Genomic DNA, 26874 nt, shown 5'->3' with positions numbered 1-26874 from the left:
GCACGCAGGGTGGATCCGGGGTGCATGGTTATATTGGGGCTATGCCAACTTCTGCGTCTTCCTCGGCGAAAGCCACACCCAGCATTCTGCCGAACCCGCTGTCGGGGCTGGAAAGCCTCGTTGTCACGGATCCTCAATTTGTCGGCGTGCTCGGGCGCATCGGCGAAGACGAGCTGGCGCTCACGGGTGCGGACGCGGTGCGTTCGCACCTTATTTACGCCATGTCTACGAAGGTGCCGGTGCTGGTCATCACGGCTACCGGCCGTGAGGCGGAGGACCTGACTGCCGAGGTCAAGTCGATGATCGGCGACCGTGTAGCTATGTTCCCCTCGTGGGAGACGCTCCCGCATGAGAAGCTTTCGCCAGCGGTGGATACCGTGGCGCAGCGTCGTAAGGCGCTTTACGACGTTCGCCGGGGCAAAGTCGACGTTCTGATTGCGGCGGCGCGCTCGTTGGTGCAGCCGATTGTGGACGACCTCGAGGCTGAAGCCAGCGCCCCCATTCACGTCCAACTGGACCGGGACTGCGAGAACCTGGTTGAGCGGCTGGTGCATCACGGCTATTCGCATGTGGACATGGTCGGCAGGCGTGGCCAGTTTGCCGTGCGTGGCGGCATCGTCGATGTTTTCCCTGCGACCGAAGAGCTGCCGGTACGTATCGAGCTCTGGGGTGATGAGGTCACCGACCTGCGCGCCTTTTCCGTCGCTGACCAGCGCACGATCTCTGAGGTAGAGGTCGACCAGCTGGATATCTTCCCGTGTCGTGCACTGCTTATCGACGACGACGTTAAGGCCGCCGTGGAGAAACTCGCCACCACGCGCTCGGGTCAGGTCCAAGAAATGCTCACCCGCATCGGCGACGGCCAGTGGGTGGAGGGCATGGAATCGCTGATTCCACTGATTAGTCAGCATCCGATGAAGATGCTCACCGAGGTCATGCCGGAGAAAACTCATGTGCTCATGTGCGGGCCGGAGCGCATTCGCTCTCGCGCACAGGACCTTATCAGTGCAGGCGAGGAGTTTATGGCCGCAGCGTGGGAAACTGCTGCGATGGGTGGCTCGGCGCCAATCGCCACGGATGGGCTGGAGCCCAGCGCGTACCGCAGCTTGGCCTCTATCCCGATGCCCACTTCGTGGCATATTTCCCCGCCCGGCATGTTGGAGGCGGGAGTCACCGAAGATGATGTGCTGCCGCTGACCTTTGAGCCTGGGCCCGCGCCACGCGGCGACTTAAAGGAAATTGGTCACCTGATGAAGCAGCTGCGCGATGCCACGGTCGCGGGGGAGCGAGTGGCGTACGTGGCGGCGACGCCCGCGGGGGCGCGTCGGCAAGCGGAAAAGTTTAGGGAAGCCGGAATTGCGACGCGCATGGCGGCGGGCCCGGAGTATCCCGAGTCCGGAAGAATTACCGTCTACCAGGGTGTTTTGCACGGTGGCCTGGTGTTCCCGCGAATCCCCGGTGGCGCGCTGACTCTGATTACCGAGCAGGACATCACAGGTAACCGCATCGCGGAAGGCGCGCTTGGTGGGCGCCGCAAGCCGGCGAAGCGCCGTGGTCGGGTGGACCCGCTGGCGCTGAAGGCCGGTGACTATGTCGTGCACGACACGCATGGCATTGGTCGGTTTGTGAAGCTCACTGAGCGCACCATCGGCACGGGCGAGGATCAGGCACGCCGCGAGTACGTGGTGCTCGAGTACGCACCGAGCAAGCGCGGAGGTCCCTCGGACCAGCTCTACGTGCCGATGGAGAGCTTGGATTTGCTGTCGCGCTATGTCGGCGGCGAAAAGCCCACCCTGTCGAAGATGGGCGGGTCGGACTGGAAGTCCACCAAGCGCAAGGCCCGTGGTGCCGTCCGCGAGATTGCGGAAGAGCTGGTCAAGCTCTACGCCGAGCGCCAAGCCGCGCCGGGCCACGCGTTCGCGCCGGATACGCCATGGCAGCAGGAGATGGAGGATAACTTCCCCTTCACCGAGACCGAAGATCAACTGCAGGCCATCGACGAAATTAAGTCCGACATGGAAAAGCCGGTGCCGATGGATCGCGTGCTCATCGGCGATGTCGGCTACGGCAAGACCGAGGTGGCACTGCGTGCTGCCTTCAAGGCTGTTCAAGATGGCCGTCAGGTGGCAGTGTTGGTGCCGACCACACTTCTGGCGCAGCAGCACTTGACCACTTTCACCCAACGTATGGAGGGCTTCCCGGTCACCATCCGTGGACTGTCCCGCTTCACCTCGCCGAAGGACTCCAAGGAGGTCCTCGAAGGGTTGAAGAACGGGACGGTCGACATTGTTATCGGCACGCATCGTCTCCTGCAGACCGGCGTGCAGTGGAAAGAACTCGGCCTGGTCATCGTTGACGAGGAGCAGCGTTTCGGCGTCGAACACAAGGAACACATCAAGGCGCTACGGCACCACGTCGACGTACTCACCATGTCCGCAACGCCAATTCCGCGCACGCTCGAAATGTCGATTGCTGGCATCCGCGAGATGAGCCAGATTCTCACCCCGCCGCAGGACCGTCACCCGGTGCTGACATACGTCGGCGCGCAGTCCGACAAGCAGGTCGCCGCTGCTATCAGGCGAGAGCTGCTTCGCGACGGCCAGGTGTTCTACCTGCATAATAAGGTGGAAACCATTGACAAAGTCGCCCAGACTATCCGCAATTTGGTGCCCGAGGCCCGCGTGGTAGTGGCCCACGGTCAGATGGGGGAGGAGCAGCTGGAGCGCACGGTCGATGGCTTCTGGCAGCGCGAGTACGACGTGCTGGTGTGTACCACCATCGTGGAGACCGGCCTGGATATTGCCAACGCCAATACGTTGATTGTGGAAAACGCCCACCATATGGGTCTTTCCCAGCTGCACCAGCTGCGTGGTCGCGTGGGCCGTTCCCGTGAGCGCGCCTATGCCTACTTCCTCTACCCGGAAAATCAGACGCTGACGGAGACTTCGTACGACCGTCTGTCCACGATTGCGCAGAACAATGACTTGGGTGCCGGTATGGCTGTGGCCATGAAGGACCTGGAAATGCGCGGTGCCGGAAATATCCTCGGTGCGGAGCAGTCCGGTCACATTGCCGGTGTCGGCTTCGATATGTACGTCCGACTGGTTGGCGAGGCCGTGGCCGCGCTGAAGGCAGTGGCCGATGGTGAAACTCCGGATGCTTCCGATAACGAACCGAAGGAAGTTCGGATCGATTTGCCGGTCGATGCGAATATTCCAGCCGAATATGTGTCGTCGGAACGCCTGCGTCTAGAGGCGTACCGCAAATTTGCTGCCGCCAGTGCGCTGGACGATATCGACGTAGTGCTCGAAGAGCTCGTTGACCGTTACGGAACCCCACCCATTGAGGTGGAGAGACTGGCGGTTATTTCACGACTTCGAATTATTTGCCGGGAATTCGGCGTGCATGAAGTTCAAGCCATGGGTGCGCACATTAGAATAACCCCTATGGAGCTTGCTGACTCCAAGCAGGTGCGTCTCAAGCGCCTGTATCCACAGGCGACCTATCGTGCGGCAACGCGCACGGTTTCCGTCGGAATGCCGAAGGAAGGGCGAGGGTTGCGGGCAAAACCTGTCCGCGATATTGCATTGGTGCAGTGGGTAGCAGACTTCTTGACATCGATGGCGGGAATTCCACGTATGGATATCTCGCACATGGGAAAGGACTAGAAACCGTATGACTATCATCAAGCTCGATAGCCGCTTTCCAACAGCGATTCCGCTGGAAGCCGCTAGCCTGCTGACCGGTGAAGTCAGCTACACCGAAGAAGTCCCGATCCGTGTGCGCTGGGCAATCGCCGACGCCGGTGGGCACTCGGTGTCCCAGGCGGAGATTCTGGTCACCACCGATATGGAAAACGACGAGGTACTCGATCGCCTCGATGCGGGCGAGAAGGTCTACTCGGTCGAGCTGGATGATGCGCCGGACCCAGCAGCTCCGGCAGCTCAGGTTGCGGCGGCTCCCCAGCAGGACTCGGTGAAAGAACCTGAGCCAGAACCGGTTGCAGAGCCAGGGGCAGAGCCTGTTGCAGAACCGCTGACTCCGCAGGAACAGCTTGCCGCAGCTCGTCTGCCCCACGTCGTCGAGGCCGTGGACATCATGGCGGCCGCACGGCGCACGGGGCAGTGGGAAGCTCGCCAGACGCACAAGAGCCTGCTGCCGTATCTCATTGAAGAGACCTACGAGTTTGTCGACGCAGTCGACGAGGGCGGTGACATTCGTAGCGAGCTGTCAGATCTGCTGCTGCAGATCCTCTTCCACGCTGAAATCGCGGAGGACTTCGACTTCGACGATGTGGCGACCGACTTTATTTTAAAAATGCGCGCTCGTCAGCCGTACCTCTTCGACGGCACTGTGGCCGAGGGAGAGATGGTGTCGGAGGAAGAACAGGAGCGACTGTGGGCTTACGGCCGCGGACGTCCGCGCTCGAACCCAGCTACGCAGTTGCCAGCTCTGACTTTGGCTGAGGAGGCCATCCGCCGCGCACGTGCGCTGGGACTTTCCGATGCAGACATTCCTGTGGAGATTCTGGTTCCGACCCCGGGGCTGGAGACTGAGTCCGGTGCTGAAGAGCGGACCCGACAGGCTTCACGCGCATTCCTGGCTGAGCTGGCTCAGATGGAGAATCAGCAGGCCGGCAGAGCTGAGCAGTGGGCAGCGGGCAGCGAAGATAACGAAGAGGCTGAGGACCTCGGCCCGTCGGAAAGCGACAGCTAGTTTCCAGCAAAAGTGATTTCTGTCCTCGAGTTTGAGTGATTTTTACGGTTTACCCCGTAGAGTAATTCCCCATGCCTTCTAATTCTCCCTTTGATGAATACGCGCACCCCGCACCCCGCGGGGCGAAGTCGCGTGGCCGCAGTAAGGGGAAAAAGAAGTCCTCGAGAGGCTGTGGCTGCCTCGGTCTAACCTCCCTGGCGGTGCTGATTATCATTGGCACGGTTGGGGCGTTGGCGATGTTCACTGGCCCCGTTATCCCGTCGTTGACCAAGAAGCCGATTCCGGAAAATGTGCCGCCTGCTGCGGCTGAGCCACCGCCGATGATTGATGTCAACGCGCCCGGGCGCACCTCGGAGCAGCTCCGACAGTGGGCGCAGCAGATTTCCCCGAAGACTGGTATTTCTGAGGACGGTCTCCGTGCCTACGGCAACGCATATGTGATTGCGGCCGAACAGTTCCCGAACTGCCACCTGGAGTGGAACACGCTTGCGGGACTGGGCAAAGTGGAGACTAATCACGGCACGTACTCGGGCAATTGGCTCAAGCCGGCGCATATCGGTGCCGATGGGGTAGTTCGCCCGACGATTATCGGTCCGCCGCTGGACGGCACGAGTGGGTTTGCTGAGGTTCTTGATACTGACAACGGCGAACTCGACGGTGACACAGAGTACGACCGCGCTGTGGGGCCGATGCAGTTTATTCCTGAGACCTGGCATCGTTTTGCGATGGATGCCTCTGGTGACGGTGTCGCCGACCCTAACAACATCGACGACGCAACTGCGACCACGGCACGGATGCTCTGCAGTGGGGAACGCGACCTCGCCACCCCGGAAGGGTGGGCATCTGCAATTCGCTCGTATAACCAGTCTGAGCAGTATCTTCGCGATGTTCGGGACGCTGCGGCGAACTATGCGCTGAATCAGCCCGCATAGGGTGCAAAGGATTTAAGGCGAAGGTTGGCAAACCGTGCCACAATTGGAGTCATGTGCCGGAACGGTTCCGGCGGAAAGGTGACCTATGGCTGCAATCATCGAGTTGAACGCACGCGAAATTCTGGACTCCCGTGGTAACCCGACCGTTGAGGTTGAGGTGCTGTTGGAAGACGGCGCTGTGGGCCGCGCTGCGGTTCCGTCCGGTGCCTCCACCGGCGTTCATGAGGCACACGAGCTCCGCGATGGCGGAGACCGTTACCTGGGCAAGGGTGTCGAGAAGGCTGTCCGCGCTGTGCTCGAGGAGATTGAGGACGCAATTATTGGCCTCGAGGCTGAGGACCAGCGTCTGGTTGACAAGACCATGATTGAGCTGGACGGCACCGACAACAAGTCCCGCCTGGGTGCTAACGCAATCCTGGGTGTTTCCATGGCTGTTGCCAAGGCTGCTGCTGAGTCCGCTGGCCTGGATTTGTTCCGCTACGTCGGCGGCCCGAACGGTCACGTTCTGCCGGTTCCGATGATGAACATCCTCAACGGTGGCGCACACGCTGACTCCGGCGTTGACGTCCAGGAGTTCATGATTGCTCCGATTGGCGCCCCGACCTTCAAGGAAGCACTGCGCGTCGGTGCTGAGGTCTACCACGCACTCAAGAAGGTCATTAAGGACAAGGGCCTGTCCACTGGCCTCGGTGATGAGGGCGGCTTCGCTCCGTCGGTTGACTCCACCAAGGCTGCTCTTGACCTGATTGTTGAGGCAATTGAGGCTGCAGGCTACAAGCTGGGCGACGATGTCGCTCTGGCTCTCGACGTCGCTTCTTCCGAGTTCTTCAAGGACGGCAAGTACCACTTCGAGGGCGGCGAGCACACCGCTGAGGAGATGGCAGCTGTCTACGCTGACCTGGTTGAGAACTACGCCATCGTCTCCATCGAGGATCCGCTGCAGGAGGATGACTGGGAGGGCTACACCACCCTGACTGCTCAGCTTGGTGACAAGGTCCAGATCGTCGGCGACGACTTCTTCGTCACCAACCCGAAGCGTCTGGCAGAGGGCATTGAGAAGAAGGCCGCTAACGCTCTGCTGGTCAAGGTCAACCAGATTGGTACCCTGTCCGAGACCTTCGAGGCCGTCGCAATGGCTCACAACGCCGGCTACAAGTCCATGATGTCCCACCGCTCCGGTGAGACTGAGGACACCACCATCGCTGACCTGGCTGTCGGCCTGAACTGTGGCCAGATCAAGACCGGTGCTCCGGCTCGCTCCGAGCGCGTTGCTAAGTACAACCAGCTGCTGCGCATCGAGGAGTACCTGGGTGACGCTGCTGTCTACGCTGGTCGCAGCGCATTCCCGCGTTTCAAGTAAAGAGCTGAGGCGCTGCGAAAGCTGCGTCTAGCACTGCCCGTCCGCACCACGCACGTGGTTGTGGGCGGGTTTTTGTTATTTCATCGGCTGGCGGTCGGGTAGAGTGTGGGGCATGAGTGCATCGGACCGATCTCGCCGCGGAACACAGTCGCGCCCTGCAGGGGCGGGGCAGCGTTCGGCAGCGGCAATCGCATCGGGAATGCGCTCGCTGAGCACGGCACAGAAGATCGGTATTGGTCTGCTGGTGCTTTTCTTAGTATCTGTTCTCGCAATTCCGCTGCGGACTTTTGCACAACAGCAGGCGGATGTAGCCGCAACGCAGGACAATATTGCTCGCATGGAACAGCGAATTAAGCAGTTAGAGGATGAAAAGGAGCTGTACTCCAACCCCGCCTATGTTAAGGAGCAGGCACGTCTGCGCCTGGGGCTGGTAGAGCCGGGGGAGACCCCATTCCGTATCCTCGATCCGGCCGTGGGCGAACAGCCTGTGACGCAGCCGGAGGAAATTCCGCAGCACCAGGCCAAGAAGTGGTACGAGACGCTGTGGGATTCCATTTCCATCCCGCCCGAACCCGAAGAGACTCGCCCTAATCCGGGGCGCGATCAGGCAACGAGGCCAGAGAGCTTGCCGACGGTACCGGAGTCCTAAACCTCCGTAGGGCTACCTGGGGCCTCTCGGTGAGGTTGCATGCGCGGCGGAGTGTGCCGTCGTAAAGCGAAGCAACGCGCTTGTAAGGCGACTGTGAGATTATGTGTCAGTAAAACGGAAGCAAAAGGAGTGTGACCGATGTCTGTGGATACCGCAGATTTGGAAGTGATAGCGGAGCAGCTCGGACGTGAACCACGGGGTGTAGTGGACATCTCTTACCGCAGCCCCGACGGCACTCCTGGTGTGGTCAAGACGAAGCCTCGTTTGGACGATGGCACTCCGTTTCCCACGCTCTTTTACCTGACTGATCCGCGTTTGACAGCGGAGGCCTCCCGGTTGGAGACGACCGGCGTGATGAAAGAAATGACCGCGCGTCTGGAAAGCGACGAAGACCTCGCCGCCGATTACCAGCGCGCGCACGAGGCGTTTCTGGCAGAGCGCAATGAGATGGAAGACCTAGGCACGGACTTCTCCGGTGGCGGAATGCCGACGCGCGTGAAGTGCCTCCACGTTCTTATTGCCTACGCGCTGGCCAAGGGGCCGGATCACTTCCGACTGGGTACTGAGTCGGTGGCGCTGGCGGCGGAGAACGAGAAACTGCGCGGCACCGCGATTCCCGCAGATTGGCCCACGATTGCCGAGCTCGGTATTGCGTATCCGGGGGTGGAGGGATAAATGACGACCCTCGCTGCCGTCGACTGCGGCACTAATTCGCTTCGCCTGCTTATCAGCCGGGTCGAGGTTGTCGATGGAGTTCTCGAAATCACAGAACTGCACCGACTGATGGAAATCGTCCGCCTTGGCCAGGGCGTGGATGCCACTGGCATGCTGGCTCCAGAGGCGCTGGAGCGCGTGCGGGAGGCTCTGACGAAGTATGCGGAGCTTATGCAGGTCGAAAAAGTGCAAGCAGTCCGAATGGTGGCGACATCGGCGACACGCGACGCAAGCAACCGCGACGATTTCTTCGCCATGACCCGCGAGATTCTCGCTCCGTGGGGTGCAGAGGCCGAGGTCATTTCCGGCGACGAGGAAGCCGCGCTGTCCTTCCGCGGGGCAGTCGATGACTTGGAGCCCGAGCTCGGTCCGTATTGCGTCATTGACGTCGGCGGCGGCTCCACCGAGGTTATTGTCGGTGACCACGATGGTACGGTAGCCGGCTCTGATTCCGTGGCTATGGGCAGTGTGCGCTTGACCGAACGGTTCCTGCAGGCCTCGCCACCGACGGCGGAACAGGTCCAGGAGGCGCGTTCGTATGTTGCGGAACTGGCCGACGAGATTGTTGCGAAGGTGCCTGTCGACAAGGCTCGCACCATCGTCGGCTGCGCCGGGACCTTCACCACCCTGTCGGCGCTGGCACAGGGCCTAGAAACCTACGACCCGGAGGCAATCCACCTGTCGCAGCTGCGCTTTGCGGCGTTGCGTGCGTTGACAGCATCCGTCGTCGAGACCGATGCGGAATCCCTTGCTGCGAATCCGGTCATGCACCCGAAACGCGCGGATGTCTTCGCCGGTGGTTCCATCATTGTTGACGGTCTGATGGACATGTTTGAGGCGCTGCCACTTTCCGAGGCAGCCAAGGAAGAGCAGCGCTTTTTCTACATCAGCGAGAAGGATATCCTCGACGGAATTGTGGCGAGTTTGGTAGACACCCATATCGCCCATTAATCTTTCTTAGGGGCCCCTATAGCCCAATTGGCAGAGGCAGAGGACTTAAAATCCTTTCAGTGTGGGTTCGAGTCCCACTGGGGGCACCAAAAGGCCAGGTAGAAGCGTTTTTCTGCCTGGCCTTTTGCTATTTGTGTGCGCTCCACACATATTACGGCAGGACGTTGAACTTCTTGCCGAGAACAAGTGCCGTGTTGAACACCTTCGAGTACAGCTCACGCGGCATCTGTGGCATCGACACCGGGGAAAGACGCTGCACGGTCACCGTCTGCGCATCGGTGTACTTCAGCAAGCCGCCCGCTGCTTGACGACGGCCCACACCCGAATCCTTGAAACCACCCATCGGGGCATCGACAGACGCGAAGGCCGCAGCAAAACCATCGTTGACATTCACGGTGCCGGCCTCAAGCTGTGGAGCCAGCTCCTTTGCACGACGCGGGGAGGTCCACAGCGAAGCGTTGAGGCCATAACGGGAATCGTTGGACTTGGCGATAGCCTCATGGACATCCGAGACACGCTGGAGGACTACCACTGGGCCGAATACCTCTTCGGTCAGCAGCGCGACGCCCTCCGGGACGTCGGTAAGCACGGTCGGCTCGTAGAACAGCGGTCCTAGATCCGGGCGAGGACGACCACCGGCCAGTACAGTGGCGCCGGCCTCGATGGCCTCGTCGACCATGGACTTGACGATGTCGAACTGGCCCTGAGACTGCAGGCAGCCCATTTCGGTTTCCCACTCGTAGCCAGCGCCGATGGACATTGCCTTCACGCGGTCGGTGAATGCCGGGACGAATTCGTCCCAGACGGAGTCCACGACATAGATTCGCTCAATGGACACGCACAGGTGACCGGAGTTGGTGAAGCAGCCGATGCGCGCGCCCTCGACCGCGCGGTTGATGTTGGCATCCTCAGCGACAATCAGCGGGTTCTTGCCGCCGAGCTCCGCGGAGAAACTAATCAGGCGCTCGCCGCACTGCTGTGCCAGTGAGCGGCCGGTCTCGGAGGAGCCGGTGAACATCAGGAAGTCGCACTGGCCGACAATGCCCTGGCCGACAACGCGACCTGGGCCTGGAATGACCTGGAAGAGATCCTCCGGAAGACCAGCGCGGTAGAGCAAATCGACAGCGAAGAGAGCGGTAAACGGAGTGGTGCTGTCCGGCTTGAGCACGATGGCGTTACCAGCCATCAGTGCAGCCAGCGCGTCGGAAACCGCGAGAGTCAGTGGGTAATTCCACGGAGCAATAACACCGACGACGCCCTTTGGGTGGTGGTAGACGGTGGTCTTGGAAAGTACTGGGACAGCACCGTGTGCTCGCTTCGGCTCAAGCAGTTTCGGGCCCTGATTGCCGTAGTAGCGGGCGGTGATAGCGGTGTGTACGAGCTCCTCGTGGGCACTGGCGCGGTTCTTGCCGGTCTCGGCCTGCAGCAGGTCCAGCACCTGGTCGCAGTGGGTAAAGAGCAGGTCGTGGAAGTGGTGCAGCACTTCGCCGCGCTTTTCCGGTGCCATGCGGGCCCACTTCTTCTGCGCCGCACGGGCACGCTTGAAGGCCTCGTCGACATCGGCCTGGGTACCGACAGGAATCTGCGCCAGCTCCTGGCCGGTAAATGGCGCCGAGATAGTGGCGGTCTTCGACTTATCAGCTACCGTGACGCGCTGAAGAAGGCGGGCAACGAGCTCGTCGTTAAGCGGATTGCGGATGGTAGTTCGGTTTGTCGTAGCAGTAGATGCTGTCATGGCACAGATACTACTGTTGCGCGGCGCCCCGAGATAGTAAATTTGGCAAAACTACAAAAACTTAGAAAACTTTAGTAAGTAGTCCAGCCCATCCGACGGTTGCGGTCCGGGTCGCGCGGGCCATCGTTGCCGAACTCGAACGGTTCGTGGCCGTCGACATCGCCGTAGCGCATCTCCGGGTCATCATCCAGATCGTCGTCGACGTCGATGTCCGGCTTTTCCTCGGCCAACCGCTTGCCGAGAGTGTCATGCGGAGAAGCGCCCCGCCAGCGGTCCGGCGGATCCATTACATAATTCTCGCCATCACCGGTGAGGAAGTCGCCATCGAGTCCCTCTGAGCCATCGAGCGTGGTCTCGTCGAAATCACCAGTGGTATCCGGATCGTAGTCAAGGCCATCAGACATCTTGACCAACCTCCTGTTTCATAATCACTCATGTGGTGCCCACGCCTGGCGACTGTGAGTTTTTCCGCGATTACAAAATCACCGCCAGCAGGCGAGGAATTACCTTGATACTAACTGTTTTTCAGGGTTGGGAACAATACCTTTACATCGCCCGTTGTAGAAAGTGTAGGCAAACGTAAGCGCGTGTGCCTGAATACAAAACGTAAGAAAAACTGAGAAAAGAAAGAAGGACGACGTGCGCGAAAGCAGCAATCCTGCATTCAGTTCACTTACTAAGACCGTCGCCCGCGGACAGGCGGGCGCACATCACTACGGCCAAGGTCAGATGGGCGCTGGCTACGGGGATAACCCGTACCAGTCGCAGGTTGCCGCCGACTACCGTCCGATGACGGTCGACGATGTCGTTTCCAAGACCGGCATCACGCTGGCAACCATCATCGTTTTGGCTGCGGTCAATTTCTTCATTGCCGTCAGTGTCTCCACCAGCCTGGCCATGATTCTGACCATTGTCGGCGCCATCGGTGGTCTGATTACTGTTTTGGTTTCCACCTTCGGCAAGAAGTACGGCTCCGCGCCGGTTACCCTCACCTACGCGGCCTTCGAGGGCCTCTTCGTCGGTGGCATCAGCTTCATGTTCACTGCTCCAATTCAGGGCGTTGCCGCTGGTGCGCTGATTATGCAGGCCGTGCTGGCTACCCTGGGTGTCTTCATCGGTATGCTCTTCGTCTACAAGTCGGGCGCTATCCGCGTGACCCCGAAGTTCACCCGTTTTATGAGTGCGGCTCTGATTGGTGTCCTGGTCCTCATGCTGGGCAACCTGGTGCTCTCCCTGTTCGGCCTGGGCTTCCCGCTGCGTGACGGCGGCATGCTGTCGATCATCTTCTCTCTGGTCTGCATCGGCCTGGCAGCCTTCAGCTTCCTGATTGACTTCGATCAGGCTGATCGCCTGGTTCGCGCTGGCGCTCCGGCTCAGTACGCCTGGGGTGTCGCCCTCGGTCTGGCTGTGACCCTGGTCTGGCTCTACACCGAGATTCTGCGTCTGCTGTCCTACTTCAGGGACTAAACGCTAGAAAACTAACTAACGCACAAGCGCCGGGTAGCCCGTTATTACGGGTTGGCCGGCGCTTTGTTGTTATCTGATGAGCTGCTTTCTCGATTCGCATTAAACACGGACGCGCGGTGGGCCAATCGACCGGCAGTCAACATTTTGACCAATCGGGCTGTGCAGTGTGACGTCGTAAAGCGCGATATTGAAGCGGGAGAGGGTACAAAAATGGACCGATAGGCCATATGGGCTTCTATCGGTCCAAGAATCGGGCGCTGTGGCCCGAGATCGCCGCCTGGGTTGAGGCGGTCTAGCGCCGGGGGTAAGTAACCTCAGCGCTTAGGCATCCATCTCCGGGTTGTACGGCTCAGCCTTAACTACGGTGACAGACACTTCGTCGCCGCTCGGGGAAGCGTAAGCGCGGGTCTCGCCCTCCTTAGCGCCGACCAGAGCCTTACCCAGCGGGGAATCGGTGGAGTAGGTCTCCAGGTTCGGGTTGGAGGAGTCAGCGCCACGGGTACCGATGAGGAAGGTCTCGGTGTCGTCCTCGTCGCCGTCGTAGTAGACGTGGACCACGGTGCCAACCAGAGCCACACCGGACTCCTGCGGAATCTCGCCGACAGTGGCGCGCTGGAGTAGGTCTTCGAGGTAGCGGATGCGTGCCTCTTCCTGTCCCTGCTGCTCGCGGGCGGCATCGTAGCCTGCGTTTTCCTTCAAGTCGCCCTCTTCGCGGCGCTCGTTAATCTCGGCGGCGATGACCGGGCGGTTTTCATATAGCGCCTCAAGCTCGGCCTTGAGCTTGTCGTAGGACTCCTGGGTGAGCCATGGGCTATTGTTCTTTGCCTCAGTCATGGTTCCTCCTGTGTTTTTGGCTATTTAATACAAAAGCGGCCCCGCGTGGGGCCGTCGGCTGCGTCACAGGATAGCACTGTCACGCCACATGGCAATAACAGGCGCGTCGGAGTGTTGTCGCGCACGCTTTACGACGTGCCCCCGCAGCGCATGATCCTCAGTCGCGAAGGGAGATTACTTCGCAGGTGCGAGGAACTCCGGAATGTCGGTGGAACAGCCATAGACATCGCCTGCGACGGCCAGCTCGCGGGTGGCAATGGGGACGTCCATCCGCACGGTAGCGGGGCCGCCGCCCGGGATGAATACGTCGCGACGCCCGACCTCTGCCACGTCATAGTTCAGCGCGTAGATGATGCAGTAGCTATCCAGCTCCGGCTTTTCGCGGGTGACGTCCAGCGTGAAGATGAACTGTTCATCTTCCTTCCCTGGAGTGCGGCTCCAGCCCGCTTGCGTTGCAGAGACATCCGGGGCGGAGACGCGGTTCATCTGAACGAAGATGTATGCGCCGGCGATGACGAGCATGCCAACAATAGCGATGACAACCAATTTCGCAGGGAGAGTGCGATTATTATCCCCATAGCGCTCGCGCTCTCGCTTCGGCGCTGCGGTATTTCGGGTGTTTCGCTCCGAACTTTCAGCCATGCTTTTTAGCCTATCGGAGTTCTCAGTCGACGTGGTAAAATGTTGACAGTTAAACAATATTTCTGGTGTGGCGCGGTGTCCTGCTGCTATGTCGTTCCGCCGAGTAGCGATGCTGCGTGGTCATATGATGGTGCAGCGCTATAGTGGGGCGGTATTGAAACGGTGCTGGAGTAGCATCGTTGCGGTCGAAGGGCTCCGGCCTTGGCCAGAAAACATGGACTGAGATAGTAGCGGGAGTGACTTCAATTGACACTTCGTCTGATGGCAATTCACGCTCATCCTGATGACGAATCGAGCAAGGGCGCCGCAACGATGGCCCGATATGCGGCGGAAGGGCATCGCGTCAAAGTGGTGACCTGTACCGGCGGTGAGGCCGGTAGTATTCTCAACCCTGCGATGGATCGGCCGGAGGTGCGGGAGAATATCGCCGCGGTGCGCGTTCACGAAATGGCTGCAGCCGCTGAGACTCTCGGCGTTGAACATGAGTGGCTCGGCTTTACCGACTCCGGTCTGCCTGCGGGCAACCCGGTGCCGGTGCTGTCGCACGGAGTGTTTGCTCGCCAATCGGTCGAGGATGCGACCAAGCCTCTCATTCGGGCAATTCGCGAGTTTCGTCCGCACGTCGTCATTACTTACGACGAAAACGGTGGCTACCCGCACCCGGACCACATCATGACCCATATCGTGTCCATGCGCGCGTGGCTGGAGTCTGGAACGGATAAGTACCCCGAGCTCGGTGAACCATGGGAAATTTCCAAGCTCTACTACACCCACGGTTTCATCAAGGCGCGTCTCATCGCGCTGGACAACTACTACCGCGACAACGGTTTGGAAAGCCCGCTGGCCGAGTCCTTCCGCCGTTGGACTAAGACTCCCGGCGACATCATGACCCGCGTGACCACGCAGGTTGAGTGCGGCGATTACTTCCAGCAGCGGGATCAGGCGCTGCTGGCGCACGCTACGCAGATCGATCCGAACGGGCCATTCTTCGCCGTGCCGGTAGACATTCAGCAGCGCGTTTGGCCGACCGAAGAGTTTGAGCTTGCCCGCACTCGAGTGCAGACCGAGCTGCCAGAGACCGATCTCTTCGCCGGTATCGACCCCGACGCGGAATAGTCCGGAATTAACGCTAAGCTGGAACTCATGATTGAAAGCTTCGATGCCTTGGCGGCTCGCACGACAATTTTCCTGGCGCAGAACCCCACTGGTCCGCGGGGTGCTGACTTCGGAAAGGCCTCTCCTGTTGGCCTGCTCATCATTGTCGTTTTGCTCATCGTCATCCTGGCTCTCGGCTGGGATCTCTCGCGGCGCGCGAAGCGCATGGCCGCTCGCCGGAAGTTCGCCGAGGCGCACGACATGGATCCCTTTGATTCCGAGGCTGTGGATAAGGCGATGGCTGCAGCAGAGCAGCGTCGTGAAGCGGAGTAGTCAGCGTCAAGGTGTGTGCGCGTCGCTTGACGACGGGCAGTTGCGCGCACCCCTGATTGTTTCCCGTGTGGCGGGATTTGGAGTTCGAATTGCGGGATTCTAGGCAGTGCGCTACAGTCAAGCGCATGCGTATGTGGCGATTTTATTTTTCGAAGGCTCCGGAGGCAGTGACGACATAGTCACAGCCGGCGGCTAATCGTCACGTCGCCACCAACCGGAGCCAAAGGCAGCAGCCCCACCAATAGGGGCGCTGCCTTTTGTCGTATCTACAGCCAAATACATGCGTAACGCCCCAGAGAAAAGAGACCTCAGATGACCCCTCCAACTTCCCTCGAAGCCCCCGCCTCTACCGCGAACCGCCGTGTCGTAGCCTTCCACGACCTGCCCTCCCCAGAAGAGGTCATGGCCAAACAGCCACTGACCCCGAACCTAGTTAACGAAGTGGAGCAGTCGCGACTCGACATCGCCCGCGTCATCGCCCGCGAGGACAATCGCCTGCTGGTCGTTGTCGGCCCGTGCTCCATCCACGACCCCGAGGCCGCCATCGACTACGCCCGCCGCCTGAAGGCCACCGCCGATGAGCTCGACGAGGACCTGCTGGTCGTCATGCGCGTCTACTTCGAAAAGCCGCGCACCACCGTCGGCTGGAAGGGACTCATCAACGACCCCGACCTGGATAGCTCCTTCAAAATCAACAAGGGCCTGCACATGGCCCGCGAGGTACTCATCGAGGTCCTGCGCACCGGCCTGCCCGCCGGCGCCGAATTCCTCGAGCCCAACAGCCCGCAGTACATTTCCGACGCCGTCTCCTGGGGTGCAATTGGTGCGCGCACCACGGAGTCGCAGGTCCATCGTCAGCTCGCTTCCGGACTTTCCGTGCCCATCGGCTTCAAGAACGGCACCGACGGCAACGTCCAGGTCGCCGTGGACTCGCTGGTCTCCGCAGCAAACCCGCACTTCTTCTTCGGCATGAACGACCAAGGCCGCGCCGCCGTTGTCGAAACCGCCGGCAACCACAACTGCCACATCATCCTCCGCGGTGGCACCTCCGGCCCGAACTGGGACGAAGAATCGCTTAACGACGCCGAAGCGCGCCTGAACAAGGCCGAGCAAACCGTCAGCATCATGGTGGATGCCTCCCACGCCAATTCCGGAAAATCCGAGGTGCGCCAGGCCGAGGTCGTTGAGGAGCTCGGCAAGCTCATCGGGGGCGGCGACGAGCGCATCACCGGCATCATGATGGAGTCCTTCCTCGAAGCCGGCGCGCAAAAAATTACCGATGGTCGTAAGGGCCTCGTATACGGCAAGTCCGTCACCGATGCCTGCATGGATTGGGAAACCACCGACCGGCTGCTGCGTACGCTTGCGGCAGAAGTCCGGAAGCGTCGGCAGGCACGCGACTAAGCACAAAGTGGCCGTGCCCATTGGGTAGGGTTACATATGTGAAAGAAAACCAGCCGTCCTCACTCCGGCGGATTGCGTATCCGCTCTACGAGCGCAAACTAGCCCAAGAGCTAGAAGGAAAACCTCGCCCCAAGCACGTTGCCATCATGGCCGATGGCAACCGCCGCTGGGCGAGGGAGGCTGGCTTCACCGACGTAAGCCACGGCCACCGCGTCGGCTCCCGCAAAATCGCAGAATTCGTCGGCTGGTGCGCCGAGCAGGAAATCGAGCTGGTCACCATCTACCTGCTCTCCACCGAAAACCTCGGGCGCGACCCCGAAGAGCTGGAGTTACTGTTCGACATCATCGCCGACGTCGTCGACGAATTGGCGCAATCGCCTAACGACGTGCGCCTGCGCATGGTCGGCCACCTCGAGCTCCTTCCGGAAAGAATGACCGCCCGGCTACGCCACGACGAAGAAGTCACTGCGAACAACACCGGCATCCAGGTCAACATCGCCGTTGGCTACGGTGGTCGGCAGGAAATCGTCGACGCAGTACGCAGAATCATCCGGGAATCAGTCGCCGAAGGAATTGATGCTTCCGAGCTCGAGGAGAGCATCACCACCGACGCCATTTCTCGCCGCCTCTATACATCCGGACAACCGGACCCCGATCTAGTCATCCGCACTTCCGGAGAACAGCGGCTCAGCGGCTTCCTTCTCTGGCAAACCGCCTACTCCGAGATTTGGTTCACCGATACCTACTGGCCCGAATTCCGCCGCATCGACTTCCTCCGCGCACTTCGAGACTTTTCGCAGCGCTCACGCCGCTTCGGCAAATAACCTCCCTACATCCGGAAAAATTTCCGGATGTTAGAGTTTGCGCATCCGGACCCTCGAAACCTTGTGGTCCCGAGACTTCGTAAGAACTAATGACGCCCGCACTCGAGTGGGCAAAATATTTTCCGTCAGGTTCGGCAAGTTCACCTGCTGCCAAATGCGTCGGGCCACCTCGGCCGCAGCTTCGTCGTCAAGCGTGGCGTAATCCGCGAAGTGCGCGCCCGGAGCGCGAAACGCCGTCTGGCGGAGACTGAGGAAACGATTAATGTACCAGCGTTCGATGTCCGCGCGCGGGGCATCGACGTAGACACTGAAATCGAAAAGATCGGAAATCATCAGCGTCGGGCCCGTCTGCAAAACGTTGAGCCCCTCGAGAATGAGAATGTCCGGACGATCGACATCGACGAACTCATCCGGCACCCGGTCATAGAGCGTGTGCGAATACACCGGCGCCTTCACATGCCGCGCCCCCGACTTCACCGCCGTGACAAACCGCATCAACGCACGCTGATCATACGACTCCGGATACCCCTTGCGCTGCATAATCCCACGGCGATTCAATTCCTCAGAAGGATAGAGGAAGCCATCAGTAGTAACCAAGTCCACCCGCGGATTAGTCTCCCAGCGCTCGAGCAGGACCTGCAGCAAACGCGCCGTCGTTGACTTGCCGACCGCCACCGAACCCGCGACGCCGATAATAAACGGCACCGACGCCCCCTTCGAAGGATTTTCCCCAAGAAAGTTCGACGTTACGGCGTTCAGCTCCCGATGCGCCGCCACACGCATGTGAATCAGACGAGAAAGCGGAAGATAGACCTCGGCGACTTCGTCCAGGTCGATGTTTTCACCGATACCGGAAAGTCGTTCAGCTTCCTCTTCCGTCAGCACCAGAGGCATATTCTTGCGCATTTCGCGCCACTGCTCGCGTTTGAACTCGACGTACGGGCTGGGGGATGTTGCGCGCGTCATACTTCCAATTGTGCCAAGGGGGTGCCGAAAACCGGAAAACGAGTCAATAAAGGGGGCATACCTGAATGGTGCTGCTTTCGTGGTTTGCCCCATAAAGGGCTAGCATGGCCTGTGGCATTGAAGTTTCATTGAAAGGTCGAAAACCTACTCATGACCGGGTCTAACAATAACGATGTCCGCTACCAATCGCTGCGTGAACTCGATCCCGACCTCGCAGAGGCAATGGCAGGGGAGCTCTCTCGTCAGCGTGACATGCTCGAAATGATTGCCAGTGAGAACTTTGTTCCACGTGCAGTGCTGCAAGCTCAGGGCTCGGTTCTGACCAACAAGTACGCCGAAGGCTACCCGGGCCGTCGTTACTACGGCGGCTGCGAATACGTCGACGTCGTCGAGGACATGGCACGCAACCGCGCCAAGGAGCTCTTCGGCGCTGAGTTCGCCAACGTTCAGCCACACGCAGGTGCGCAGGCAAACGCTGCCGTTCTGCATGCGCTGATCAACGCCGGTGACAAGATTATGGGCCTCGACCTGGCACACGGCGGTCACCTGACCCACGGCATGAAGCTTAACTTCTCCGGCAAGCTCTACCACGTCGCCGCATACGGTGTGGACAAGGACACCATGCGGATCGATATGGACAAGGTGCGTGAGCAGGCGCTCGCAGAAAAGCCGGATGTTCTCATCGCAGGTTGGTCGGCGTACCCGCGCCACCTCGACTTCGAAGCTTTCCGTTCCATCGCCGATGAGGTCGGTGCGAAGCTGTGGACGGACATGGCGCACTTCGCAGGCCTGGTTGCCGCCGGTCTGCACCCGTCGCCGGTTCCGCATTCTGACGTTGTGTCGACCACCGTTCACAAAACCCTCGGTGGTCCACGTTCGGGCATGATTTTGGCTAAGCAGGAGTACGCCAAGAAGCTGAACTCCGCTGTTTTCCCGGGGCAGCAGGGTGGTCCGCTGATGCACGCCATCGCCGGCAAGGCCGTGGCGCTGAAGATTGCTGGTACCGAGGAGTTCAAGGAGCGCCAGGAGCGCACTCTCGCTGGTGCCCGCATTCTGGCTGAGCGTCTCACCGCTTCCGACTGCGCCGAGGCTGGCGTCGATGTTCTCACTGGCGGCACCGATGTCCACCTGGTTCTGGCGGATCTGCGCAATTCTGAGATGAACGGCCAGGAGGCCGAGGATCTGCTCCACGCTGTTGGCATCACCGTTAACCGTAATGCCGTTCCGTTTGACCCGCGTCCTCCGATGGTTACATCCGGACTTCGTATCGGTACTCCGGCGCTGGCCACCCGTGGTCTCGACGAGAAGGCCTTCACCGAGGTCGCCGATGTCATCGGTACTGCTCTCGCCGCCGGCAAGAATGCGGATGTTGACTCCCTGCGTGCTCGTGTTTCGAAGATTGCTCAGGAATTCCCGCTTTACGACGGTATCGAGGACTGGAACCTCATCTGATTCTGCGTTTTTGCAGCGCAAGTACCCGTTCTAGCAGTGCGCTAGGACGGGTTTTTGCTTTCATCCGGATAGCGGGTTTTAGTCCGGAGGTGGTGGCTCCGGCCCGAGCTGTTTCGTCGTGCCCGCTCGGTATCCGGCGTAGGACCTCCCGGACATTGATGTCACGAATGAGTTGCTAAACAGTGGCGGCCGAGTTTTATCCGGCGGGCGCCATCGAATATGTCCGGATGTGGGGATTCGTTCTAGGTGGCCGTTGCGTCCTTCCCGGTCGTCGTCGTTAAGCCCGTTGTGTTCGCGGCAGACCATGGTGAGGTTGTCCAGCGTGGTTGTGCCGCCGTGTTTGTGGGCGACTAGGTGGTGCGCTTGTCCGCTATAGGCGGGGCGTTCACAGCCGGGCCAGGCGCAGATGGGGTTGTCGATGAGCATCGCGATGCGCTGCTCTTCAGTCGCCAGGCGGGGGTTGCCGATGGGAAATAAGTCCGTAATGGCGCTGTGTTCGTCGTAAAGCACGGCCCACCCGGTGTCGGCGAGTAGGGCGTTGAGGAAGACGTCGGGGGCGAGCGCAGAGCCGTTGGTGGTGGCGGCGAATCGCGGGCTGTAGTCGATGAGGTCTTGTGCGGTGATGATGATGGCGGGTTGGTAGCGCATTTCATCGAGCTTGTCGACGGGCATTGCGGCATCGGCATGCTCGAGGCGCTCGGCAAGCGCCTGACCGACGCAGCGGTCGTGGGAAAACTCCGGATGGGACTTCCGGATTTCTGCGGCGCGGATGGTAAGCGGCGACAGGAGATTGTCGAGCATATCCGAGGGGCCGGAGATATGAAAGTGCTTCATTCCCCGGATGTCTACCTTCCGGGAAAACCGGGCGCGCAGGTGCTGGGGTGGTTCGTCTTCGGTGTTGAGCTCGGTGAGAGTTTCCCGCATGTAGAGATCGAGTTCTTCGAAGCCGAGACGCTCGGCGGCTGCGACGAATGTGAGCCGCAGGTTGTCGTGGAGTTCTGCGTTGTTGGCTTGGCGGCTGCGCTTGTCGATAAGCACGCAGGTGTCCAGGCTGAGCCCGAGTCGGCGGGCCAGAGCTGTGGCGTCTTCGCGGGCTTTGGTGTTTTCCTCGGTGTCAGCGGGTTGAAGATAGTGGGTGGCGACGCGTAGCAACAGCCGGAGGCGCGCCGGGTCAAGGCCGAGTGTTGCCGCCAGGTGGGAGGTGGCGTCGTGGCCGTCGGGACGCGCGGCGTGGAGTTCCGCCAGCGTGTCCATTCCGCGCGAGGCCAGTGTGGCGAGCGTCCCAAGAACTGTCATGCCTTTGAAGGTAAAAGTCCGGATGTAGGGGGACAACGCCTATGGGGGCAGGCTGTGGATAAGTCAGCCGGTTTAGCAGTTATCCACATCCGGACTTTTCACCGCGCAAACGCACCGCAGCTGCACCGCCGTACCGCCGCACCACGCGCTGCCGTCTGTTACGCCCCGAAGTCACGCAGGGCGCTGCCGGTGAGGCGGAAGGTGTCCCATTCGTCCATGGGGAAGGCGCCGAGGGAGCGGTAGAAATCGATGGAGGGTTGATTCCACTTCAGGACGCACCACTCGACACGTGAGTAGCCTCGCTCCACGGCAATTCGCGCGAGGTTCTGCAGCAGTGCTTTGCCCTTGCCGGTGCCGCGTGCCTCGGGGCGGACGTAGAGGTCTTCGAGGTAGATGCCGTGGGTGCCTTCCCAGGTGGAGTAGTTGAGGAACCACAGTGCAATGCCGTCGAGGCGCGGGCTGCCTCCAACACCGCCATCACCGCCACCAACACCGCCATCACCGCCACCGGCGCCGTCGTCCAAATTTCCGGATGTGGAGTCGACGACGTGGCAGAAAATCGCGGGGTTGTTCCCGAAGAGCTGTTCGCGCAGGCGCTCGGGGGTCAGTCGGACGGCGTCGGGTTCTTTTTCGTAGGCTGCCAGGTCTTTGATGAGGTCGACGATCTCGTGGACGTCGTCAGGCGTGGCGGGGCGTGGAAGTGTCATGTGTCCCTTGTTACTCGCGGCGGGTGATTTGGTGCAAAAGTGCGTCCGAGGCGGGGGAGATTGCGATAACCTGCGAGGTTATGAGCAACGTTACTCAAGAATTTTCCGACGGCATTCTAGCCATCACCATCGACCGCCCGGATGCATACAACTCCCTGGATAAGAATCTCCGCTTGGAGCTAAAAGCCGCTTTTGAGCGTGCGCAAGAGCCGGACGTGCGCGCTGTTATCCTGCTCGGCGGGCCGAAGGCGTTTTGTACGGGCCAGGATTTGAAGGAGCACATCTCTGACCTGCAGTCGGGCGCTGGCATGGGCAAGGTTGTCGAGGAGTACAACCCGATGGTCGCGGAGCTGACCGCGATTAACGTTCCGGTTATTGCCGCTATCGAAGGTGCTGCGGCGGGTGCCGGTTGGTCGCTGGCGCTGCACTGTGATTTCCGTATCGCTGGCCCGAAGGCGTCGTTCAAAGCGGCGTTCCCGTCGATTGGCCTGGCCACGGACTGTGGCATGTCGGCGCTGCTGCCGCGCATGGTCAGCGACGCGAAGGCGCGCGAGCTGTTGTTCTTCGATAAAAAGGTGCTTGCCGACGAGGCCCTGAGCCTCGGCCTGGTTACTGAAGTGGTGGATGATCCAGCGGCTCGGGCACGTGAGCTGGCAGCCCAGTTTGCCGCGGGCCCGACGGCCGCACTGAAGGAGATCAAGACTCTGCTGCGCCGGGACACTCTGGCCGCTGCGGCGGCGGAGGCGGATGCGCAGGCACGCCTGGCGGTCTCGGCCGACCATAAGGAAGCGGTGGCCGCTTTCTTGGAGAAGCGACCACCGCGTTTCGTAGGTGAGTAAGTCAGATACCTGGAGTGGCAGGGGAGAGGTAGTAGTGAAGACCTACTGCTCTTCCTGCGCTCCTAGTACTTCGCTGGTGAGTTCTGGGTGATCTCCCAGCTCACCGGACACCTCGTCGGGGTGCTTGGATAGGCTAACCAGCGCGACCGCCAGGCCGCCCCAGATGACGATGATGAACAGTGCCATCATGACAATTGCGATACCGGACATTTGGCTTAAACCTCCTGATTTTCCGGAGTGTGCTTGCGTGGCAGGTGTGAGGTCCGCTTGAAATCTGGCGTCACGCCGAAGTCCGAGCCCGGAGGGCCGTCGAGACGGTGTTGGCCGCGCCAAGGCAGGATGGCCATAATCAGAGCGCCGATGAGAATCACGCCGATGACGCCCCAACCAAAGATGTCGATTTGGGTGTCGGAGTAGCCTTCGTAGTTTTCCTGGAAAAGTCCAATGAGCTCCTGGAACAGGATGACGGCGAGAATGACCGGCGTGATGTTTCCGACGAAGATCTGCCACATGGTGCCGACCTTGAACGAGGACACGGCGTTGAGGTGCATGGCGAACTCGTTGGTGCGGCGCAGGATCCAGTCGATTGCGATGATGGTCAACAGCGCAACCAGGACGATACCGACGTTGTTGGTGAACTTATCGACGATGTCGAGGGTTACTAGACCTGAGGTGGTCGGGAAGGCCAGCAGCGAGATAACGGCCATGGAGCCACCGACAGTGAGAGTGGCCTGGACGCGGCCGAGGTTCAGCTTGTCCTTGACTGCGGAGACGACGACTTCGAGTAGCGACATCAGGGAGGTCACACCGGCGATTGCCAGGGAGAGGAAGAACAGCAGCCCGAAGACCGAACCGATGACCTTGGGCATCTCAGAGATGACCGTCGGGAATGCGATGAAGGCAAGACCAATACCGGAGGTTGCGACCTCGTCAACGGCCTGACCCGACTGCGCTGCCATGAAGCCCAGGGTGGCGAAGACACCGATACCGGCGAGAACCTCGAAGGAGGAGTTTGCGAACGCGGTGACCAGGCCGGAACCGGTGAGGTTCGTGCGTGGCTTCAGGTAGGAGGCGTAGGTCAGCATAATGCCGAAGGCCACGGACAGGGAGAAGAAGATCTGGCCGTAGGCGGCAATCCATACGCTGGAGTCAGTCAGTGCGGACCAGTCTGGGGTGAAGAATGCATCCAGGCCCTTTGCAGCGCCGTCGAGCGTCAGGGAGTAGATGACCACTGCGACGAAGAGGATGGTCAACAGCGGGATGAAGATAATCGAGACCTTGCCGATGCCCTTGTCCACACCAGCGGCCAGAATGCCGATGACGAGTACCCAGACAATGAGCAGGACGATGGAAATCGAGGGGACGAAGTCCAGAGAGAAGACGCTCTCGGTGTCTACTTGGAGGAAGTCCTTCATGAAGTGGGTCTCGGCATCTGGGCCCCAGCTCTTGCGGATGGACTTCCAGGCGTAGATGAAGGACCACGCGATAATAACGGCGTAGTAGACGGTAATGAAGAAGGCGATACCGACCTGAATCCAGCCAATTGGCTCAGCCCAGGGCTTGATGCGACGCATCGACTTCGGTGCGGACCCGCGGAAGCGGTGTCCGATGGCGAAGTCGAGGAAGAGCAGTGGGATACCTGCGGTCAGAAGTGCGACCAGGTAGGGGATAAGGAAAGCGCCACCGCCGGAGTCATACGCGACATAGGGGAAACGCCAGATGTTTCCAAGCCCGACTGCCGAGCCGATAGCGGCGAAAATGAAGGCTGCTCGGGTGGAAAACACCTCCCTTCGCTGAGGGGTAGCGGTCGAGTTGGTTGTGCTCATACCTCTGGAACTCCAATCCTTCATCTCCGGTCACGCGCTCGCGCGGCCTAGGAGGGAATTTGGTGAAGTGCATCACCATTACCTAACAGAATCTTAGTATATGAGATGGGTATCTCATTGTATAGTTTCGGTTTTGTAGGGGGTAATGTTTTTAGTGGGGGTGTGGCACGGGGGGGGGAAGGGAGCTCTAATCAAGCCTCGTAAATAATCGCCAGCCACCTACTTTGAGGTATGCAAAAACCCCGCCAGGAAGACCTGACGGGGTGTGGGGGCGAATCGGCTAGGCCGACGTGCGCTGTTTACTCTGCGCCGCCCTTGGCGATACGACGGAAGATGATCTCCTTCATGATCTCGTTGGTGCCACCGTAAATGGTCTGGACCTTGGAGTCGAGGTAGTGAGTGGAGATTGGGTACTCGAGCATGAAGCCGTAGCCACCGAACATCTGCAGGCAGCGGGTAACGATGTCCTGCTGCTCCTCGGTGGTCCAGTACTTGGCCATGGAAGCGCCGGTCTCGTCCAGCTGGCCTGCGTTGTGAGCCATAACGGCCTGGTCAACGAAAGCCTGCAGGGCGGTGACGCGGGTAGCGATATCAGCCAGGTAGTGGCCGTGAACCTGGTGCTGGATGATCGGGCGACCGAATGCCTCGCGCTCCTGAGCGTACTTGTAAGCCAGGGTCCAGGCGCGGCGGGAAGTTGCGACAGAGCCGCAAGCCAGGGTCAGGCGCTCGTGAGCGAGGTTGGTGCGGAGGTAGCCGAAGGCAGCGCCCTCTTCGCCGAGCAGGTTCTCAGCCGGAACGCGGACGTTGTCGAAGTTGAGCTCAGCGGTGTCCTGAGCCTTCAGGCCGACCTTCTGTAGCGGGCCAGCCTTGGTGAAGCCCTCGAGGTCGGCGTCGACGATGAACATGGAGACACCAGCGCGGCCCTTGGATGGGTCGGTGATAGCTGCGACGAGAGCGAAGTCGGCCATCATGCCGTTGGAGATGAAGATCTTGGTGCCGTTGAGGACGTAGTGGTCGCCGTCCTTCTTGGCGAAGGTGCGCATGCCCGCCAGGTCGGAACCTGCGCCCGGCTCGGTCATGGCGAGGCAGCCGATGGTGTCGCCGGCGTTCATGGAAGCCAGGTACTTCTGCTTCTGCTCTTCGTTGCCGAACTTAGCCAGGTACGGAGCGACCAGGTCGTTGAGAACGCCGAAGGAAACGACGATGGAGCCACAGTCAGCGTTGGAAAGCTCCTCGTTCAGGACCTGGTTGTAGCGGAAGTCCATCTCTCCGCCGCCGCCGTATGCCTCCGGAGTGGACATACCAATCAGACCGAGCTCGCCGGCCTTCTTGAAGACCTCGCGATCCGGCTGACCTTCCTTGTGCCAGCGCTCTACGTTCGGGGTGATTTCCTTCTCGACGAAGCCGCGAACCATGTCGCGGAACATGTTGTGCTCTTCTTCGAAGTGAGTACGGGGCAGAAAGTCCTTCATGACATGCTCCTAGAAATATTGTCGTGGAATTTTTGTCTTAAGGCCTTTTCGTACGTCGCAGATAAACGCTGCAGATAAACGCGATGGCCTCGGTTCATCGTCATAGTGACTATGACTGTTGTACCCCATTATGCATGAGTGTGATGAGAGACACTTGTTTTTTTAAAAGTTTTTTCCCGATTGGTGATGTGGAATCGCTTGACGACGGATATTGCGCCCAGCCTTCCCGGAAAACTACCCCCGTTGCGGTTGGGGGTTGCTATTGAATTCGGACTATCGCCGACGGTCGGCAATATTAGGTAATGCTAACCTACAAAGCCAGGTGGATGGCTATTTTTGTCATGTCTGCCAGTCGGGCCGCTGGGACTTTGGGTGGAGAGTGTAAGCGTTTGAGATGGCCGTCATGGGGGTGATTAACGAAACATTCTCGTTTTCTTATTTCCATTAGTGCTGGTGGTCGTTAGTATGAGCATCAGGTGGAGACCGGTTCCCTTGATTATCCGAGCTTCTTCCACTGCAGTCATAGCAACCTCCAATTGCACTCGAAAAAATGACGCGACCCGTGCGCCGTCCCTGTGGAATGGACAGCGAGCAGGTCGCGTCATTTTTTTTATTGCTGCGATTAGGCGCGGGTTAAGTGACAAAAAGTGTGTCTGATTT

General features: G+C 59.9%; 24 protein-coding genes and 1 tRNA gene. 15 read left to right on the top strand and 10 right to left on the bottom strand.

Features of this window, described 5'->3' with window-relative positions; translation table 11 throughout:
• The first annotated feature begins 41 nt into the window (after window positions 1-41).
• The 8 genes from mfd (at window position 42) to HMPREF3053_RS02075 (ending at window position 9411) form a co-directional block, all read left to right on the top strand.
• Complete coding sequence (mfd, locus tag HMPREF3053_RS02110) at window positions 42-3668, top strand: transcription-repair coupling factor (RefSeq protein ID WP_070767192.1); 3627 nt, start codon at window positions 42-44, stop codon at window positions 3666-3668.
• A 7-nt stretch (window positions 3669-3675) separates the two neighbouring features.
• Entirely contained in the window at window positions 3676-4716 is a 1041-nt protein-coding gene (locus HMPREF3053_RS02105; protein WP_070767191.1) for a MazG nucleotide pyrophosphohydrolase domain-containing protein, read from the top strand.
• Between the two features lie 71 nt (window positions 4717-4787).
• Window positions 4788-5648 (top strand): lytic transglycosylase domain-containing protein, encoded by an 861-nt coding sequence (locus HMPREF3053_RS02100; protein ID WP_070767190.1) that lies wholly within the window; start codon window positions 4788-4790, stop codon window positions 5646-5648.
• 85 nt (window positions 5649-5733) lie between these two features.
• Complete coding sequence (gene eno, locus HMPREF3053_RS02095; RefSeq protein WP_048733955.1) at window positions 5734-7008, top strand: phosphopyruvate hydratase; 1275 nt, start codon at window positions 5734-5736, stop codon at window positions 7006-7008.
• A 112-nt stretch (window positions 7009-7120) separates the two neighbouring features.
• On the top strand, window positions 7121-7657 hold the full coding sequence (locus HMPREF3053_RS02090; RefSeq protein WP_048733957.1) for an FtsB family cell division protein: 537 nt from the start codon (window positions 7121-7123) through the stop codon (window positions 7655-7657).
• 138 nt (window positions 7658-7795) lie between these two features.
• Window positions 7796-8332: a DUF501 domain-containing protein gene (locus tag HMPREF3053_RS02085; RefSeq protein WP_069359271.1), complete on the top strand. Its 537-nt coding sequence runs from the start codon at window positions 7796-7798 to the stop codon at window positions 8330-8332.
• Complete coding sequence (locus tag HMPREF3053_RS02080; RefSeq protein WP_069359270.1) at window positions 8333-9322, top strand: Ppx/GppA phosphatase family protein; 990 nt, start codon at window positions 8333-8335, stop codon at window positions 9320-9322. It begins immediately after the preceding gene.
• Between the two features lie 12 nt (window positions 9323-9334).
• Window positions 9335-9411, top strand: a tRNA-Leu gene (locus HMPREF3053_RS02075).
• 62 nt (window positions 9412-9473) lie between these two features.
• Here the strand turns inward: HMPREF3053_RS02075 and HMPREF3053_RS02070 are convergent.
• Both HMPREF3053_RS02070 and HMPREF3053_RS02065 read right to left on the bottom strand, forming a co-directional pair.
• Window positions 9474-11057 (bottom strand): succinic semialdehyde dehydrogenase, encoded by a 1584-nt coding sequence (locus HMPREF3053_RS02070; protein WP_038626196.1) that lies wholly within the window; start codon window positions 11055-11057, stop codon window positions 9474-9476.
• A 71-nt stretch (window positions 11058-11128) separates the two neighbouring features.
• On the bottom strand, window positions 11129-11461 hold the full coding sequence (locus HMPREF3053_RS02065) for a hypothetical protein (protein ID WP_048733964.1): 333 nt from the start codon (window positions 11459-11461) through the stop codon (window positions 11129-11131).
• Between the two features lie 235 nt (window positions 11462-11696).
• Between HMPREF3053_RS02065 and HMPREF3053_RS02060 the strand changes: the two genes are divergently transcribed.
• Window positions 11697-12524, top strand: coding sequence for a Bax inhibitor-1/YccA family protein (locus HMPREF3053_RS02060; protein WP_048733966.1), 828 nt, complete (start codon window positions 11697-11699; stop codon window positions 12522-12524).
• Window positions 12525-12845: 321 nt separating this feature from the next.
• Here HMPREF3053_RS02060 and greA read toward each other — a convergent pair whose 3' ends face one another.
• Entirely contained in the window at window positions 12846-13358 is a 513-nt protein-coding gene (gene greA / locus HMPREF3053_RS02055) for a transcription elongation factor GreA (protein ID WP_070767189.1), read from the bottom strand.
• A gap of 174 nt (window positions 13359-13532) precedes the next feature.
• A complete protein-coding gene (locus HMPREF3053_RS02050; RefSeq protein WP_070767188.1) occupies window positions 13533-14000 on the bottom strand; it encodes a DUF4307 domain-containing protein in 468 nt (155 codons plus the stop codon).
• 261 nt (window positions 14001-14261) lie between these two features.
• On the opposite strand from HMPREF3053_RS02050, the gene mca reads away from it, so the two are divergent.
• The 4 genes from mca (at window position 14262) to HMPREF3053_RS02030 (ending at window position 17656) form a co-directional block, all read left to right on the top strand.
• Window positions 14262-15116, top strand: coding sequence for a mycothiol conjugate amidase Mca (gene mca / locus HMPREF3053_RS02045; protein ID WP_070546065.1), 855 nt, complete (start codon window positions 14262-14264; stop codon window positions 15114-15116).
• Window positions 15117-15143: 27 nt separating this feature from the next.
• Window positions 15144-15428 carry a hypothetical protein gene (locus HMPREF3053_RS02040; RefSeq protein ID WP_016423190.1) on the top strand — a complete coding sequence of 95 codons (285 nt, stop codon included), beginning with the start codon at window positions 15144-15146 and terminating at the stop codon, window positions 15426-15428.
• Window positions 15429-15740: 312 nt separating this feature from the next.
• A complete protein-coding gene (locus HMPREF3053_RS02035) occupies window positions 15741-16832 on the top strand; it encodes a 3-deoxy-7-phosphoheptulonate synthase (protein ID WP_070429187.1) in 1092 nt (363 codons plus the stop codon).
• A 38-nt stretch (window positions 16833-16870) separates the two neighbouring features.
• Window positions 16871-17656 carry an isoprenyl transferase gene (locus tag HMPREF3053_RS02030; protein WP_038626180.1) on the top strand — a complete coding sequence of 262 codons (786 nt, stop codon included), beginning with the start codon at window positions 16871-16873 and terminating at the stop codon, window positions 17654-17656.
• 30 nt (window positions 17657-17686) lie between these two features.
• Here the strand turns inward: HMPREF3053_RS02030 and coaA are convergent, their stop codons facing one another.
• On the bottom strand, window positions 17687-18622 hold the full coding sequence (gene coaA / locus HMPREF3053_RS02025; RefSeq protein ID WP_038626177.1) for a type I pantothenate kinase: 936 nt from the start codon (window positions 18620-18622) through the stop codon (window positions 17687-17689).
• Window positions 18623-18772: 150 nt separating this feature from the next.
• Between coaA and glyA the strand changes: the two genes are divergently transcribed.
• A complete protein-coding gene (gene glyA / locus HMPREF3053_RS02020) occupies window positions 18773-20074 on the top strand; it encodes a serine hydroxymethyltransferase (protein ID WP_005510713.1) in 1302 nt (433 codons plus the stop codon).
• A 78-nt stretch (window positions 20075-20152) separates the two neighbouring features.
• On the opposite strand, the gene HMPREF3053_RS02015 is transcribed toward glyA, so the two are convergent.
• Together HMPREF3053_RS02015 and HMPREF3053_RS02010 are read right to left on the bottom strand one after the other, a co-directional pair.
• Window positions 20153-21370 carry an HNH endonuclease signature motif containing protein gene (locus HMPREF3053_RS02015; protein ID WP_246819356.1) on the bottom strand — a complete coding sequence of 406 codons (1218 nt, stop codon included), beginning with the start codon at window positions 21368-21370 and terminating at the stop codon, window positions 20153-20155.
• A 158-nt stretch (window positions 21371-21528) separates the two neighbouring features.
• On the bottom strand, window positions 21529-22077 hold the full coding sequence (locus HMPREF3053_RS02010) for a GNAT family N-acetyltransferase (protein ID WP_070767187.1): 549 nt from the start codon (window positions 22075-22077) through the stop codon (window positions 21529-21531).
• 80 nt (window positions 22078-22157) lie between these two features.
• On the opposite strand from HMPREF3053_RS02010, the gene HMPREF3053_RS02005 reads away from it, so the two are divergent.
• A complete protein-coding gene (locus HMPREF3053_RS02005) occupies window positions 22158-22916 on the top strand; it encodes an enoyl-CoA hydratase-related protein (protein WP_070767186.1) in 759 nt (252 codons plus the stop codon).
• A 42-nt stretch (window positions 22917-22958) separates the two neighbouring features.
• Here the strand turns inward: HMPREF3053_RS02005 and metS are convergent, their stop codons facing one another.
• The 3 genes from metS to HMPREF3053_RS01990 form a co-directional block, all read right to left on the bottom strand.
• The gene (gene metS / locus HMPREF3053_RS02000; protein ID WP_038626160.1) at window positions 22959-23126 is read right to left on the bottom strand and encodes a methionine/alanine import NSS transporter subunit MetS; all 168 of its coding nucleotides are present in this window, start codon (window positions 23124-23126) and stop codon (window positions 22959-22961) included.
• Between the two features lie 5 nt (window positions 23127-23131).
• Window positions 23132-24742, bottom strand: coding sequence for a sodium-dependent transporter (locus HMPREF3053_RS01995; RefSeq protein WP_070767185.1), 1611 nt, complete (start codon window positions 24740-24742; stop codon window positions 23132-23134).
• A gap of 299 nt (window positions 24743-25041) precedes the next feature.
• On the bottom strand, window positions 25042-26214 hold the full coding sequence (locus HMPREF3053_RS01990; protein ID WP_048759734.1) for an acyl-CoA dehydrogenase family protein: 1173 nt from the start codon (window positions 26212-26214) through the stop codon (window positions 25042-25044).
• Between the last annotated feature and the right edge of the window lie 660 nt (window positions 26215-26874).

Source organism: Corynebacterium sp. HMSC064E07, from assembly GCF_001815745.1.
In the GTDB taxonomy this organism is placed as follows: Bacteria; Actinomycetota; Actinomycetes; order Mycobacteriales; family Mycobacteriaceae; genus Corynebacterium; species Corynebacterium jeikeium_D.
This window is presented reverse-complemented; position numbering and strand designations above follow the sequence as displayed.